The sequence below is a fragment of the Paenibacillus sp. FSL R7-0273 genome, from assembly GCF_000758625.1.
Lineage (GTDB): Bacteria > Bacillota > Bacilli > Paenibacillales > Paenibacillaceae > Paenibacillus_AQ.
In genome coordinates, this window is sequence record NZ_CP009283.1 from 5,680,399 (window position 1) to 5,694,368 (window position 13,970).

The 13,970-nt window shown below is 52.0% G+C and carries 13 protein-coding genes; 3 read left to right on the forward strand and 10 right to left on the reverse strand.

The features are described 5' to 3' along the window. Window positions 1-287: 287 nt before the first annotated feature. The 6 genes from R70723_RS24445 to R70723_RS31700 all read right to left on the reverse strand — a co-directional run bounded on the left by R70723_RS24445 (window position 288) and on the right by R70723_RS31700 (window position 7,082). Complete coding sequence (locus R70723_RS24445; protein WP_039876305.1) at window positions 288-806, reverse strand: adenine phosphoribosyltransferase; 519 nt, start codon at window positions 804-806, stop codon at window positions 288-290. A gap of 150 nt (window positions 807-956) precedes the next feature. Beyond that, a complete protein-coding gene (gene recJ / locus R70723_RS24450) occupies window positions 957-3,356 on the reverse strand; it encodes a single-stranded-DNA-specific exonuclease RecJ (RefSeq protein WP_039876307.1) in 2,400 nt (799 codons plus the stop codon). 29 nt (window positions 3,357-3,385) lie between these two features. Further along, window positions 3,386-4,348, reverse strand: a complete 963-nt coding sequence (locus tag R70723_RS24455; protein ID WP_039876310.1) for a cation diffusion facilitator family transporter — start codon at window positions 4,346-4,348, stop codon at window positions 3,386-3,388. 126 nt (window positions 4,349-4,474) lie between these two features. Continuing rightward, the gene (gene secF / locus R70723_RS32625; RefSeq protein WP_063837774.1) at window positions 4,475-5,371 is read right to left on the reverse strand and encodes a protein translocase subunit SecF; all 897 of its coding nucleotides are present in this window, start codon (window positions 5,369-5,371) and stop codon (window positions 4,475-4,477) included. Continuing rightward, a complete protein-coding gene (gene secD, locus R70723_RS32630; RefSeq protein ID WP_039876311.1) occupies window positions 5,361-6,611 on the reverse strand; it encodes a protein translocase subunit SecD in 1,251 nt (416 codons plus the stop codon). Before secD ends, secF begins: the two co-directional genes overlap by 11 nt. A gap of 219 nt (window positions 6,612-6,830) precedes the next feature. Next, window positions 6,831-7,082 carry a post-transcriptional regulator gene (locus R70723_RS31700; protein WP_039876312.1) on the reverse strand — a complete coding sequence of 84 codons (252 nt, stop codon included), beginning with the start codon at window positions 7,080-7,082 and terminating at the stop codon, window positions 6,831-6,833. A 252-nt stretch (window positions 7,083-7,334) separates the two neighbouring features. Between R70723_RS31700 and spoVB the strand changes: the two genes are divergently transcribed. Continuing rightward, the gene (spoVB, locus tag R70723_RS24475) at window positions 7,335-8,900 is read left to right on the forward strand and encodes a stage V sporulation protein B (RefSeq protein WP_039876313.1); all 1,566 of its coding nucleotides are present in this window, start codon (window positions 7,335-7,337) and stop codon (window positions 8,898-8,900) included. A gap of 4 nt (window positions 8,901-8,904) precedes the next feature. On the opposite strand, the gene R70723_RS24480 is transcribed toward spoVB, so the two are convergent. Next, the gene (locus R70723_RS24480; protein WP_039876315.1) at window positions 8,905-9,699 is read right to left on the reverse strand and encodes a YetF domain-containing protein; all 795 of its coding nucleotides are present in this window, start codon (window positions 9,697-9,699) and stop codon (window positions 8,905-8,907) included. Between the two features lie 238 nt (window positions 9,700-9,937). Here R70723_RS24480 and R70723_RS24485 point away from each other — a divergent pair, with 238 nt between their 5' ends. Together R70723_RS24485 and R70723_RS24490 are read left to right on the forward strand one after the other, a co-directional pair. Further along, window positions 9,938-10,330: a TIGR04086 family membrane protein gene (locus R70723_RS24485; protein WP_039876317.1), complete on the forward strand. Its 393-nt coding sequence runs from the start codon at window positions 9,938-9,940 to the stop codon at window positions 10,328-10,330. A gap of 85 nt (window positions 10,331-10,415) precedes the next feature. Further along, window positions 10,416-11,261: a phosphatase PAP2 family protein gene (locus tag R70723_RS24490; protein WP_231574777.1), complete on the forward strand. Its 846-nt coding sequence runs from the start codon at window positions 10,416-10,418 to the stop codon at window positions 11,259-11,261. Between the two features lie 86 nt (window positions 11,262-11,347). Here the strand turns inward: R70723_RS24490 and yajC are convergent, their stop codons facing one another. The 3 genes from yajC to queA all read right to left on the reverse strand — a co-directional run bounded on the left by yajC (window position 11,348) and on the right by queA (window position 13,962). Beyond that, entirely contained in the window at window positions 11,348-11,653 is a 306-nt protein-coding gene (gene yajC, locus R70723_RS24495) for a preprotein translocase subunit YajC (RefSeq protein ID WP_039876322.1), read from the reverse strand. A 120-nt stretch (window positions 11,654-11,773) separates the two neighbouring features. Then, window positions 11,774-12,910, reverse strand: a complete 1,137-nt coding sequence (gene tgt / locus R70723_RS24500) for a tRNA guanosine(34) transglycosylase Tgt (protein ID WP_039876324.1) — start codon at window positions 12,908-12,910, stop codon at window positions 11,774-11,776. Between the two features lie 23 nt (window positions 12,911-12,933). Beyond that, a complete protein-coding gene (gene queA, locus R70723_RS24505) occupies window positions 12,934-13,962 on the reverse strand; it encodes a tRNA preQ1(34) S-adenosylmethionine ribosyltransferase-isomerase QueA (RefSeq protein WP_039876325.1) in 1,029 nt (342 codons plus the stop codon). Between the last annotated feature and the right edge of the window lie 8 nt (window positions 13,963-13,970).

Consider the following 13,970-nt stretch of genomic DNA (forward strand, 5'->3'; position numbering starts at 1 on the left):
CCACCTCAAACTGCCTTCTAGCAGCTCCAGCAAGGGGATTTTTCCCTTTATTCTGGACTAATCGCACCTCAGAGTGTCGGCCACATTCATCGTCCCTTTATCCTTACTCTTAAAACTGATATTAGCTTGAAACTTTCCTGCAGATTGTTCTATTTGTCTGGTTATGCTGCAAAAAGATAAAGGAGCGGAAACAGCAAAAAAAATAACAAAAAAGCGGACCGCTGTCTTAAATCGACAACGGTCCACTTTTTATTTCCCGGGAAAAGGTTACCGGTGCTTAAAATAAATTAGTCTTCGTAAGTCAGCAGGGATACAACTTCGATGTCAGACAGCTTGTTGCGGCCTGCCAGCTGCACCAGCTCGATCAGGAAGGCTGCACCGACAACCTTGCCGCCCAGCTGCTCAACCAGGCTTACAGAGGTGGCGATCGTTCCGCCGGTAGCCAGCAGGTCATCTGCGATCAGCACATTTTGTCCAGGCTTGATGGCATCGGTATGAACAGCAAGTGTATCCTTACCGTATTCCAGGTCATAGCCTACCTCAATGGTTTCGTACGGGAGCTTGCCGCTTTTACGAATTGGCACAAAGCCGACGCCCAGTGCATATGCCAGCGGAGCACCGACTACAAAGCCGCGCGCTTCCGGTCCGGCGATGACATCAATGTTCAGATGAGATACCAGCGCTTTGAGCTCATCAATGGCTGCGCGGTAAGCCTCGCCGTCCTTGAGCAAGGTAGTAATATCTTTAAAGCTGATTCCCGGCTGCGGGAAATCTTCAATTACACGAATATTGTTTTTAAAATCCAATAGTATCATCTCCTAAAAGTTTGTGAGGATTACCTCACCGATTTCGCTCCGAACAAACTCGCTCCGGAAGCATCCGCTTAGTTTTGTGAGCAAAAGCCCACTTTATTTGCTTCGTACAAAACATACTCCGGAAGGCTTCCGCCGACCGGCCTAAGACACGCCCTGGCGGCGGGCCAGCATCCAGCTTTCCAGCTCACGGGCGCTGCCGTCTAAGAAATATTGCTCCATCTCTGCAGTCTGTCCCAGGCGTACAAAGTGACGGGATGCGGACAGGCTTTTAGCTGCAGGCGCAGGTACAAAGACGACCATTCCGCCGGTGCGCTCGATAAACTCCAGCTCCTCGAACACATCCAGCATCCGTCCCAGCATCCTCACGCTTAACGAGGACTGGCGGCTGAGCCGCAGCAGCACCTCACGCTCCGGCACTGCAGTAGCAGCAATAGAAGCCAGCAGCTTATATAGAATTTTAAAATGATCACGGGTTGGAACCTGCAGCCGGTCGCGGCCGTCAAGCAGAGCGTGCAGCAGGACGATATTCTCAGCCTGCGGGAAAGCAGTCAGCAGGGCATCAAGCTGTTCCGGTGTCTCCGGCATGTCCAGCAGACAGAGCAGGGAGACACTTCCGTTATGCTCAGCTTGTCCATGAGGAAGAGCTGTAATCCCCCCAGCCTCATCATAAATCCACAGTGACATGCCTTTCAGCTCAGTGAGCGGCGACTGCCGGCTGTTCTGAAATACAGCTGCTGCTGTAAAAGGTGTATTGCCGCTATACAGCTGCAGCACCTCCTTGAGCTGGGCAGCCCGCTTTACAGCATCGGCTGAGCCGCGCAGATCCAGCAGCTGCGCCTCAGGCACAGCCAGATCCTGAAGCATGAGCTGCGGCTTGCGGGAGCCGTTCCACTCATTGACAGACAGCTCGGCTAGCACATCAATTAAAGTCCCGCCCGGCAGCAGATCAGCCAGCGGACCCTTGCCGAAGGCTACAGCCTCGATGGTATGCCGGCCCTGCTGCAGGACCAGCTTAAGGTGCTTGCCGTCCTGTCCCATTTTGCGGGTCTCCTTCACTTCTGCTCCGCGCACAATAAACTTGGGCAGCGGATTGGACATGCCGAACGGGGCCAGCCGGTCCAGCTCAAATGCCGCCTGCAGCGTGAGACCGGACACCTCCGTCTCACCATCAGCAGCGGTTACCGGAATCAGATCCTCCGGTGTCAATACTCCGGCTGCATATTCATTCAGGGCAGCTGCAAAGGCTTCAAGATTGTCGCGGTGCAGACTCATCCCGGCAGCAGCCGGATGGCCGCCGTAATGATCCATTAAGCCGGCGCAGGAAGTCAGCGCTTCATAAATATCCAGACCGGGAATGGAGCGGGCAGAGCCCTTGCACATCCCGGTCTCCGGATGGATATCAAGGATTATAACCGGACGATAATACCGTTCAAGCAGCTTGGAGGCTACAATTCCGACAACGCCGACATTCCAGCCTTGATCAGCCAGCACGATGATATCCGGCGGCCGGCCGTCACCAATCTCCCGGACAAGCTTATCTGTAGCTTCGGCTACAATCCGTTCAACAACCATCTGGCGTTCCTTGTTGAGCAGATCAAGCTCACTGGCAAGCTGTCCGGCCTCGCTGCTGTCAGCTGTAGTCAGCAGGGCTACTGCCCGGCCAGCATGATCGAGACGGCCGCTGGCGTTAATCCGCGGCGCCACACCAAATGCAATATTTACTGCACTGACAGTATTCATCGTTATGCCGCCGACCTCAAGCAGCGCCCGAACACCGGGAAACGGCGATCTCCGCATGCTGGCCAGCCCTTTGCGCACCAGGCTGCGGTTCTCATCCAGCAGCGGCATCAGATCCGCTACGGTGCCGATTGCTACGATCTCGGTCCATTCCTCAGGCACTTTACCGTCAAGCAAAGCCTCAGCAAGCTTGTAGGCTACGCCTACTCCGGCCAGGCCCTTGAACGGATAAGGACAATCATGCTGCTTGGGATTGATCAAAGCAAAAGCTTCGGGCAGGAGCACGGGAGGTTCATGGTGATCTGTTACAATCACATCAATTCCCAGCTCAGAGGCATAAGCTATCTGCTGGACTGCACTGATTCCGGTGTCTACGGTAATGACCAGTGAAACACCCTGCTGAACCGCCCAGTCCAGCGCATGATTATGCAGCCCGTAGCCTTCATTGGAACGGTGCGGAATATAAATATCAAAGGAAGCGCCCAGATGGCGCAGCAGATAGATCATCAGCGAGGTACTGGATACCCCGTCAGCATCATAATCGCCGTACACCAGGATGTGCTCCTCTTCCTGCAGTGCTTTTCTGATTCGCGGTACCGCTTCTGTCATCCCCTTAAGCAGGAACGGGTCATGACTGTCATCTGCCCCGCCGTCCATGAACAACAGCGCCTCGTCCGGCGCAGTGAAGCCCCTGGTTACAAGTAAAGAGGAAAGGAGCGGTGAAACAGAAAGGCTCCGGGCCAGCTCCCGCACTTGATCGGGATCGGCTGCCGGAGAATTCCATCTTGTTTTTGAATGAAGCAATAGAGCTCACCTTTCTCTCATCATGCGGTTTACTGAAGCAGCGTCGGGATATCACTGTCCGCAAGCTGATGATTGGTTTTGTACGGATAGCCCGGATCGTAAGGCACAACATCCATATGAACCTCACCTACATGGACAAAGCGGTGCTGCAGCAGCTTTCTGGCACACTCTGAAATATCCTGGGCTTCCATTACTGTAATCCGCGGATTGACGCTGATTTTGACCTGGAGATTGACGTACCGGCCCTGTTCCACTGCCTGAAGATGCTCCACCCGGATCACTCCATGCACCCGTCCAACCGTTTCAATAAAATTGGCCGCCTCCGCAGAAGGAAGCTCCTGACGGGTCTTGCCGTATATCGAAGCAGTAATCATCGTATAGCCTTTGCGGAGAATCAGGCAGCTTGTCAGCAGGGCTGCTACCGGGTCCATGTATAGCAACGGACTCCAGTTGATATACCCCCCGATCATAGACAGTGTAATCCCGATTAAAGCGGCCACCGAGCTGTAAAGACTAAAACGGTGGCTGTCTGCATAAGCGGCATGGCTGCCGTCTCCTGCTTTTTTGAAATAGCGGTATTGATACTGGAAGATGCCCTCTTTAACTAAAATAGATATAAGAACTGTAACAAGCGCAGCTGGCGGAACAGTTGACAAATGCCCTCTGGTCAAATCCCGGATGGCTGAAAAAGTCATCTGCAGGCCGGCCATCAGGATCAGCACAGAAAAAAGAATCGTAACAATCGGCTCTTTGCCGTTCTTCCCGGCAGCAGCACGGCGGTCGGTACCGGACTTTTTGCCCTTTACCGGACGCCATGGAAGAGCTTCCGCCAGTCTGGATGCAGCGTCTGCTCCGGAATATAAGGCATCGCCCAGCAATGCCTTACTGCCCGTGAAATAACCGACACCGCCTTTGGCAAGAGCCAAAACAGCATCACTGACGATCCCGTTCCAGGTAACCGTCTCCCTTTGCGGTGATTGTTTGTCATTCATAACGAGCCCTCCTTACCTGTTAGCAAGTAATCTCATGTTGAGGCATACGCCTGTCAGCCGGCTCCAGAGATTCCGAAAAGCCGCGTCGTCTCTGACGCGGCTTTCCGGGGCAATGAAGCTTTAGGCTTAGGCCGGATTGTTCTTCACAGCAGGCTTCTGGCGCTTTTTGAGCAGCAGCCAGAGCGGGCTAGCAATAAAGATGGAGGAGTATGCTCCGAAGAGCAGACCGATAACCATGGCAAGGGAGAACATTTTAATGGATTCTCCGCCCATCACCAGCAGGAAGAAAGCGGCAATGAACACCGTAAAGGCTGTATAGAGGGACCGCATAAGCGTCTGGCTGATACTCTTGTTAACCAGCACTTTGAGATCCTCATATGTTTTCTGTTTGCCGAAACGCAGATTTTCACGGATCCGGTCAAAGATAACGATCGTGTCATTGATGGAGTAACCGATAATCGTAAGCACAGCGACGATAAAGGTTATATCCACCTCAAGACGGAAGATTGAAAACACCGCTACAACCATAAACGCATCATGGAGCAGCGCTACAATTGATGCCAGTGCAAAACGCCATTCAAAACGGATACTTACATAGATAATAATCCCTAAGCTTGAGAGAAGCACCGAATAAATCGCGTTACGTGCAAGCTCTCTGGCCATTTCCGTATCAACGGTGTTGATCTCATAAGATGCCTGGGGATCAAGCTTGCTGATCTCTGCTTTGAGAGCTTCACTCTGCTCATTTTCCAGTACTTCATCATAACGGATATTGACCCGGCTTTCACCGAACGTAATACTCGGAGCATGCTCGAAATTCAGACTATCCAGAGCAGGCTGAAGTTCGGCCTGTGTAATGCTCTTGGTTAATGACACATCGACGTTCGAACCCGCCTTAAAATCGACGCTGTAGTTAAGTCCCAAAAATCCCAGGAAAACTACTCCTAGTACTGTAAGTACAATGGAGAAACTAAAGAAGTATTTACTCCAATGCACGTAATCCATATCTTTATTAAAGCGCACGGATGTCACTCTCCTTTACCCCAAATTGCTTAGGTTTCTTCAGCGCGCCGGCTTTAACCAGCACGGACAGCAGCCAATGGGTAAAATAGAGGTTGGTCAAGATACTGAGCACAATTTCTACAATCAGTATCAGTGCAAAGCCCTTAACCGCACCTGTACCGAAAGCGAACATCACAGCCGCAACGATAATCGTCGTTACGTTGGCGTCCATAACAGTACGGAAGGAGGTTTTGTTACCTGCTTTGACAGAGGACATAATACTCTTGCCGCTGCGCATCTCTTCTCTTATCCGTTCATTGGTAATGATATTGGCATCGACCGCCATCCCTATACCGAGGATAAATGCGGCGATACCCGGAAGGGTCAGGGTAAAGTCAGCAACTACAAATACAAGAATCAGCAGCCAGGTATGCAGGATCAGCGCGAAGCTGGCCAGAATACCGGGAAGCCGGTACATTGCGATCATAAAGATCAGAATAATCACTGAACCAACGATACCTGCCTTAACCGTTTGGTCAAGAGACTGTTTACCAAGGGTTGCGCCGACGCTTTGCGAATATTTCTCGGTCAGCTTCAGCGGCAGTGCGCCGAGGTTAATGGTATCTGCCAGTTCACGTGCTTCATCTAACGTATAGTTACCGGAGATTGATGCCTTGCCGTCAGTAAGCTCTGCTCTTACAAATGGAGCCGACAGCAGGTTTTCATCCAAATAAATAGCAAGCTCTTTCCCAAGCAGGCGCTTGGTAATTTCAGCGAATTTATCCTTGTCCTTAATGCTGATGCTGATTTCCGGCTGGTTCAGATTGCTGCGTTGAACCTCTGCCGCACCTTCAACAAAATCACTGCCCACGAGCTCAATCTTGCTGTATACTCCCGCTGCATCGCCTTCGGCGGCACTGCGGAATGTCAATACGGCAGGTTCTTTCATCTTCTCGCGGACTTCAGCCTCGTCAGTAACACCGGCAATCTTCAGACGAATGCGGTCTGTTCCCTCCGTTGTCACTTCCGGCTCGCTTGTACCCAGCGCGTTGGCGCGCTTCTCCAGGCTCTTTGCAGTCTGCTGCAGAGAAGCTCTGGTCAGTTCGCCGCCGGTATCCATCGGCGAGGCCTGGTACAGAATCTCGAATCCGCCTTTCAGGTCAAGACCCAGACGGACCTTGTCCAGCAGACCGGGGGTTGTAAACGCCATGACGCCGGTTAAAACGAGCACGGTAATGATAAAGCTCAACAGTCTCTTCATGCTCTTGCTAGTTCCCCTTTCATTACTCAATATTCCTATTATAGCCACGTGCGAAATCACCGTCAATTCAAGGCAGAGTGACGGTGCCCTATTCACACAAAGAAACGGCCGGCTATGCTCAGATCGGCAAGCCATCCGTTTGGATAGGTAGTGCTTGGTTATCCTCTCTTACTTTACTGCTTCCTCTATCCATTTGCAAAAGAAATTCGTTCCTGCAAATCAGGTGATTCCGCGGTAAGCTGCAAGCATCAGATAATTCATATAACTTGTGACTTTCAGTGAATAAATATCATTTACCAGCTTGTACAGGGGCGGCTGGCCATCCTTGGCATAATTCCGGCTGATGCACTCCCAGATATCCTTGCCCGTTACATATTCATAGCCCAAAAGGCGGAATTCCTCCGCTTTGCTTGCGCACATGGCCTCGATCACATCACTAAGCTCGTCGTACTTCCATGGTTCCGATTCCACGTGATAACACCTCCCAAGGTTTGCTCGCTGAAGCAGGCTAACGGATATATTCGACCTCCCCCTGCAACTATCCTTCTTCCTGCAAAAAGAGTTCTCATTTAAAGCTTGTCATGGATTGGACCGGGTCAAGCATATCAATATACAAGCCCCGCAGCCTCTGCCGGCAGGCATGCTCACCTGCGTTCATTTCATATCAGGAAGAAGGAGTGGCCCTTGAAGAGACCGAGTAAACAGACTTTTATACAGGGAACGATGATCCTGCTGGCCGCAGGCATGATTAACCGGATGCTTGGCTTTATTCCCCGAATTGCCTTGCCGCGGATTATCGGTGCTGAGGGAGTCGGCTTATACCAGCTGGGATATCCTTTTTTTATCGTGCTGATTACGGTTATTACCGGCGGCCTGCCGCTCGCTATTGCAAAAATGGTAGCCGAAGCAGAGGGTGAAAACCGCCCTGAGCAGTCACGCCGCATACTGCGGACCGGGCTTACCTTAAGCTTTTCGCTGGGCATGCTGTTTACTTTGGTTGCTCTGCTTAGCGCCTCTTGGGTATCCAACGTTATTTTAACGGACAGCCGTGTATATTACACCTTTGTCAGCATGACACCAATGATATCGATCGTGGCTGTCTCCGCTGTATACCGCGGATATTTTCAGGGCAGGCAGAACATGATTCCCTCGGCACTTTCATCGGTGCTGGAATCGGTGATCCGGATTTTCTTCATGCTGTGGTTCTCCTATCTGCTGCTCCCCAAAGGAATGGCCTTTGCCGCGGCAGGAGCGATGCTCGGAGTCACAGTCGGGGAATTAATTGGGATGCTGGCACTGCTGGTCCAGTACTTTTTTATTACCAAAGCAGACAGGTCTGAGAGTGATCATACAAAAGCTGCACCGGATCAGGAGCTCCAGCCGGACAATTCGAACACAAAAGGGACACAAGCCAGCCCGCTGCTTACACGCATGCTTGGCATTGCTGTTCCAGTCACGGCAGGCCGTCTGGTCGGCTCCTTCTCCTATTTGCTGGAGTCGATCATTACCGCCCGCAGTCTGGCACTTGCCGGGCTTGCGACAGCCGCCGCCACTGCACAGTACGGTTCTTTGCAGGGGATGGTCATCCCGCTGCTGCTGCTGCCGGGGGTACTCAGCTCCTCCCTTGCGGTTTCGTTAGTCCCCTCCCTGTCAGAAGCGGCAGCACGCCGCGATCTGCCGGCAATACATAAGCGGATGCATCAGGCTCTGCGGCTTGCAATGGTGTCAGGCGCTCCCTTTTCCGCTATCATGTATGTCCTGGCTGAACCGCTGTGTACGCTGATGTACGGCAATGCGGACACAGCACCGATGCTGCGTCTGATGGCCCCGTTCGCCCTGTTTCTGTATGTCCAGGCTCCGCTTCAGGCTGCCCTTCAGGCGATGGACCGGCCGGGACGCGCCCTCATCAATACACTGGCCGGTGCCGTAATCAAAATCCTGCTCATTCTCATGCTGGCCTCCCGGCCGGAATACGGAATATACGGTGCCATTATAGCGATTATCGTTAACAGCATTCTGGTTACGCTGCTGCATTATTCAAGTGTGGTGAAGCTGATTCAACTGTCACTGAGAGTCAAGGACCCGCTTAAAACAATAACAGCCATGATCATCATGGCTGCCGGCACATCCTATGTGTATCATGCTGTACCGCTCTCCGGTACCATGTGGCTGCAGTTCCTGTTCGCTGCCGCAAGCGGCATGGCGCTGTACCTTGGTATCTGCCTGCTGTCCGGCCTGATCTCCGTCAGGGACCTTGAGCGGGTCCCGTTCTTCAAACGGCGGCGCTAGCGCATCAGCGGCTGCGCAGCCGGTCTACATAAATTTTACCGGTATGATCCACTGAGCACAAAAACACATCACGGAAATCGGAGACGCCCTTCTGCCGGATTTGCGTCCGCAGCCAAAAGCGGTTTTTGCCGATCAGCTCCAGGTTATCATCCTGCACCTTTCCGTCCATAATCAGCGGAACGGGAAGACCCTCGTAACGGATTTTACTCTTGGACAGATTAACACCTGCAGCTTTGCCGGAGCCTCCGGAATTCCCGGAACCGCCAGAATCGCTACCTGAATCCTGCTCCTTATTTCCGGCATTATCGCTGCTGTTGCCGGACTGGTTCGACGATGAGACATTTTTATTCTTTTCAATTACAGTCAGCTGGCCGCTGGTCTCCAGAATGGCAAATTCGACATCAGCGGGACTGACAATATTCTGGCCGCGCAGCTGCAGCAGCAGATCATCCATATTATAGCGCTGTCTGCGCATTTCACTCCGGTGCAGCTTGCCGTTGGAGATCAGTACACTGGGTCTGCCGTCAACCAGCAGCCGCAGCTTTCTGCTTTTGAGGCTGAGCTGTGCGACAAGGATCTGGATCGCAACTAAGGTAACCATAGGAATGACCCCGTCAGAAATCGGCCGCTCGATATCGTCAATGACGAAAACAGCAATCTCCGCAATCATAATGGAGATTGTCAGGTCAAACACAGACAGCTTGCCGATTTCCCGCTTTCCCATAATCCGCATGCACAGGAAAATGAAGAAATACATCAGCACGGTCAGAAAGACATGGCTGGCAATATGCTGGAGCATATTCTCTTCGCTCCCCTTTCCGCTTCTCACCCGCAGCTGCTGCGCCGGGGTGGATGAATGTAACCCTATTCTGGCCTCCCTGCCAAGGGAACATTCGGAAACTGCCATATAAATTACTGGTAAATACACAGCTATTGCCAAACTTGTACTATTGGGGCAAGCCTTCCCATACAATAATTAATAACAAACCGCTAAATCGGGGGAAGTAACGCTTAAAAAACTTTTAGGAGGTTCTATCATGTATTTAATCCGGCGTCTGTTCTCATGGAGAATATCTAGTCCTGTGCTTTCCGGGTTGTGCCGCTCCTTTACCTGGATGCTGCTGGGGGCTGTAGTCCTTTCGCTTCTGCTGTGGAGCAGCGGGATGAAGGAGCAGGACCTGGCGATGTACACCTACATAGTGCATGGCATTGCTGCCGCCTTCGGCGGGCTTACGGCCGGACGGAGAGCAGCCAGCAGAGGCTGGTATCAAGGCGCGCTGACAGGGATTTTTTACGGAGTGATTGTGCTGCTGGTCGGATTCCTGGCACTGGACAGCTCCCCCTCAGGCATGGACGTGGTATGGGTGCTGGTAGCTGCAGTGATTGGCGCGCTCGGCGGAATATTTGGGGTTAATTTACAAAAATCCTAGAAAATTTAATTCCAGAGGACATGAAATCTTTTATTAAAAATATGTTACACTGGATTCATCTGATCTGTTTATCTTCAAGGAGGCTTTGAATACTTTGCTTTACCAGTCGATGAATCATGTGGTGCTGTTCACCATCGTAATCGTAGTCCTGTTAATCTGGCTCGGTTCAAGACGCAATCCTCTGCTTGCATTCTTAGAGCTCGGGAAGGAGCTGCTCCGCTCCTATAAGTTTTTATTAATTGTTGCCGGTATGATCAGCGTCCTGACCCTTAATAAATATGAACTGCAGTTTGAGAAAAAAATGCATCTCGGCTCGGATTTCACCTCATTTGTCTTCGGGCTTGAGGGGCATTTCGTCCAGCAGCTTCAGCAGCTATTTTATGCTCCCTGGCTGACGCCGGTCATCGTGTTTTTCTATATTTTCATGCTCCAGTCCGTACTCGGCGCTTCGCTTGGCGTGTACCTGCTGGATAAGAACCGGACAATGCTCTATGCGACATGCTATACGATCATGCTGGTCTACGCTGTGGCGATACCTTTCTACCTCTACTTTCCGGTCAATGAGGTCTGGTCCTATGCTCCGGCAGGCGTGCGATTCGTAATGCTTGATGTATTTCCGAGATTTGAACAGGAATACCGGCCGCTTTCCGGTCTGAACAACTGCTTTCCAAGCCTGCATACAGCCATTTCGGTTTCTACTGCGATCCTCGCTTACCGCTCCGGTAACCGGCGCTGGATGGCTATTACGACCGTTTCAGCCGCTATGATTGTATTCGGAATTTTCTATCTCGGTATCCATTGGCTTACTGATATGATCGGCGGCACGGTGCTTGCCCTGGTCTCCACTTCTGTAGCTGTCCAGCTGGCTAAGCTCACTCTGCGCAGCGGCCGGGAGACCCTTACCGTTCCAAGCCGGGTCACCAATTCCTAATTTTCATTTAACCGGCAGCACCTAAAAAAGCGGCGTTTCTCTTATACAGAGAACGCCGCTTTTATGTACGAATAGCCGGATAATGATTATTCTTTCTCTTCTGCAACCGTGACTGCATGGCTGATAGAGCCGCGGTCAAATGTCAGCTTGGTTACATCATTAACGCGCAGTACAACGATATCGTCAGACAGCTCAACAATCGTCCCGTGCAGGCCGCCGATCGTAACGATCTTGTCGCCCTTCTTCAGCGCTTTCAGCATGGCGTTGCGCGTCTTGGTCTTCTTCTGCTGCGGACGGATCAGCAGGAAATAGAATACCACGAACATAAGCACAAACGGGCCTACCAGACCCAGAATACTGCCGCTTCCAGTTGTAGATGCTAATTGAAACATATTTCTCCCCCCCTTCAATATGCATGGAAGCACAATCTAGTTCTCTAGTACGCTTAAATTGCAATGGTAAACATAACTGTTCATGCTGCAATAAGACCATATGGTAAATACACAGTTGTACTAGAAGCCTTTGAGATTATCATACAAACCGTACTGTGCAAAAAACTCATCACGGAAATCAAGCAGCCGGTCTTCTCTGATCGCTTCCCGTACCTTACGCATCAAATCCAGCAGGAACTGCAGGTTGTGGTAAGTCGTTAAGCGCAGGCCAAACGTTTCATCGGCTTTGATCAGATGACGCAAATATGCACGGGAATAATTCCGGCAGGTGTAGCAGCTGCACTCCGGATCAAGCGGCCCGAAGTCGCGGGCATATTGTGCATTGCGCACAACAAGTCTGCCCTGGCTGGTCATCGTGGTTCCGTTGCGGGCGATACGGGTAGGCAGGACACAGTCGAACATGTCCACTCCGCGGATTGACCCCTCAAGCAGCGCATCCGGTGAACCGACGCCCATCAGGTAACGCGGTTTGTTCTGCGGCAGGAGCGGTAAAGTATAATCCAGCACATCATACATAATCTGCTTGGATTCGCCGACACTAAGCCCCCCAATAGCATACCCCGGGAAATCCATGGAAGTCAAATCAGCCGCACTCTGACGGCGCAGGTCTTCATACATGCCGCCCTGTACGATTGCAAACAACCCCTGGTCCTCCGGACGGGCGTGAGCCTTGAGGCATCTTTCTGCCCAGCGCGTTGTGCGCTCCAGCGATTTTTTGACATAATCATACTCTGCCGGGTATGGCGGGCACTCGTCAAATGCCATCATAATATCGGAGCCGAGCGCGTTCTGAACCTCCATCGCCACTTCCGGTGAGAGGAACTTCTTGTCCCCGTTGAGGTGGGAGCGGAAATGCACGCCTTCCTCGGTGATTTTGCGCATGTCGCTGAGCGAGAATACCTGAAAGCCGCCGCTGTCAGTCAGAATCGGACGGTCCCAGTTCATGAATTTGTGCAGGCCGCCGGCCTCGCGTACAATATCGTGGCCCGGACGCAGAAACAGGTGATACGTATTGCTCAGAATAATCTGGGCATCCATCTGCTTGAGCTCTTCCGGTGCCATCGTTTTAACAGTTGCCTGTGTGCCTACCGGCATAAAGGTCGGAGTCTCGATAATCCCGTGCGGTGTGTGGACTCTGCCCAGCCGTGCTCCGGACTGCTTGCAGGTCTTAATGTGTTCATACGTTATTGCTGCCATATATGTTTAACCCTTTCTCTTGCTTAATAAATAAACATTGCATCGCCGAAGCTGAAGAACCGGTAATTCTCCTTGATAGCTTCTTCATAAGCGGCAAGGATATGCTCCCGGCCGGCCAGCGCGCTGACCAGCATTACCAGCGTAGATTTCGGCAGATGGAAGTTTGTGATCAGTGCGTTAACGACCGTAAAGGTATATCCCGGATAAATGAAAATATCCGTCCAGCCGCTGCCGGCCGTAAGCGGTCCGCCGTTAGCCTGTCTTCCAACCGTTTCAAGTGTCCGGCAGGAGGTGGTGCCGACAGCAATAATCCGCCCGCCTCTTGCCTTAGCTTCATTGAGCAGGTCCGCCGTCTCCTGGGACAGCACATAATACTCGGCATGCATGACATGCTCTTCTACCTTCTCTACCGACATAGGACGGAAAGTACCTAATCCGACGTGAAGGGTGATGTAGGCGATGTTAACGCCTTTAGCTGCAATCTGCTCCAGCAGCTCTTTCGTAAAATGCAGACCTGCTGTCGGGGCAGCCGCCGATCCTTCGTGGCGGGCATACACCGTCTGATACCGTTCACGGTCATCGAGTGTCTCCTTGATGTAAGGAGGCAGCGGCATCGAGCCAAGCCGGTCGAGAATTTCCTGAAAAATCCCTTTATAAATGAAGCGGAGTGTCCGTCCGCCCATATCAGCCTCTTCTTCAATAACAGCCCTGAGCTCATCGCTGAACACAATCACGGCACCGTTCTTCAGCTTCTTGCCCGGCTTGACCAGCGCTTCCCAGCGGTCTTCGCCCAGGCTCTTCAGAAGCAGCACCTCTGCTTTGGCGCCCGTATCCTCCTTGACCCCGAAAAGTCTAGCCGGAATAACCCGGGTGTCATTCAGCACCAGCGTATCGCCCGGCTGAAACTGCTCCAGAATATCTGTGAAATGCCGGTGCAGGATCTGCCCGTTCTCCTTGTCCACCATTAACAGTCTTGAAGCACTGCGGTCAAGCAGCGGAGTCTGGGCAATCAGCTCTTCCGGCAAATGAAAGTCATAATCTTCTACGTTCATACTCTGTC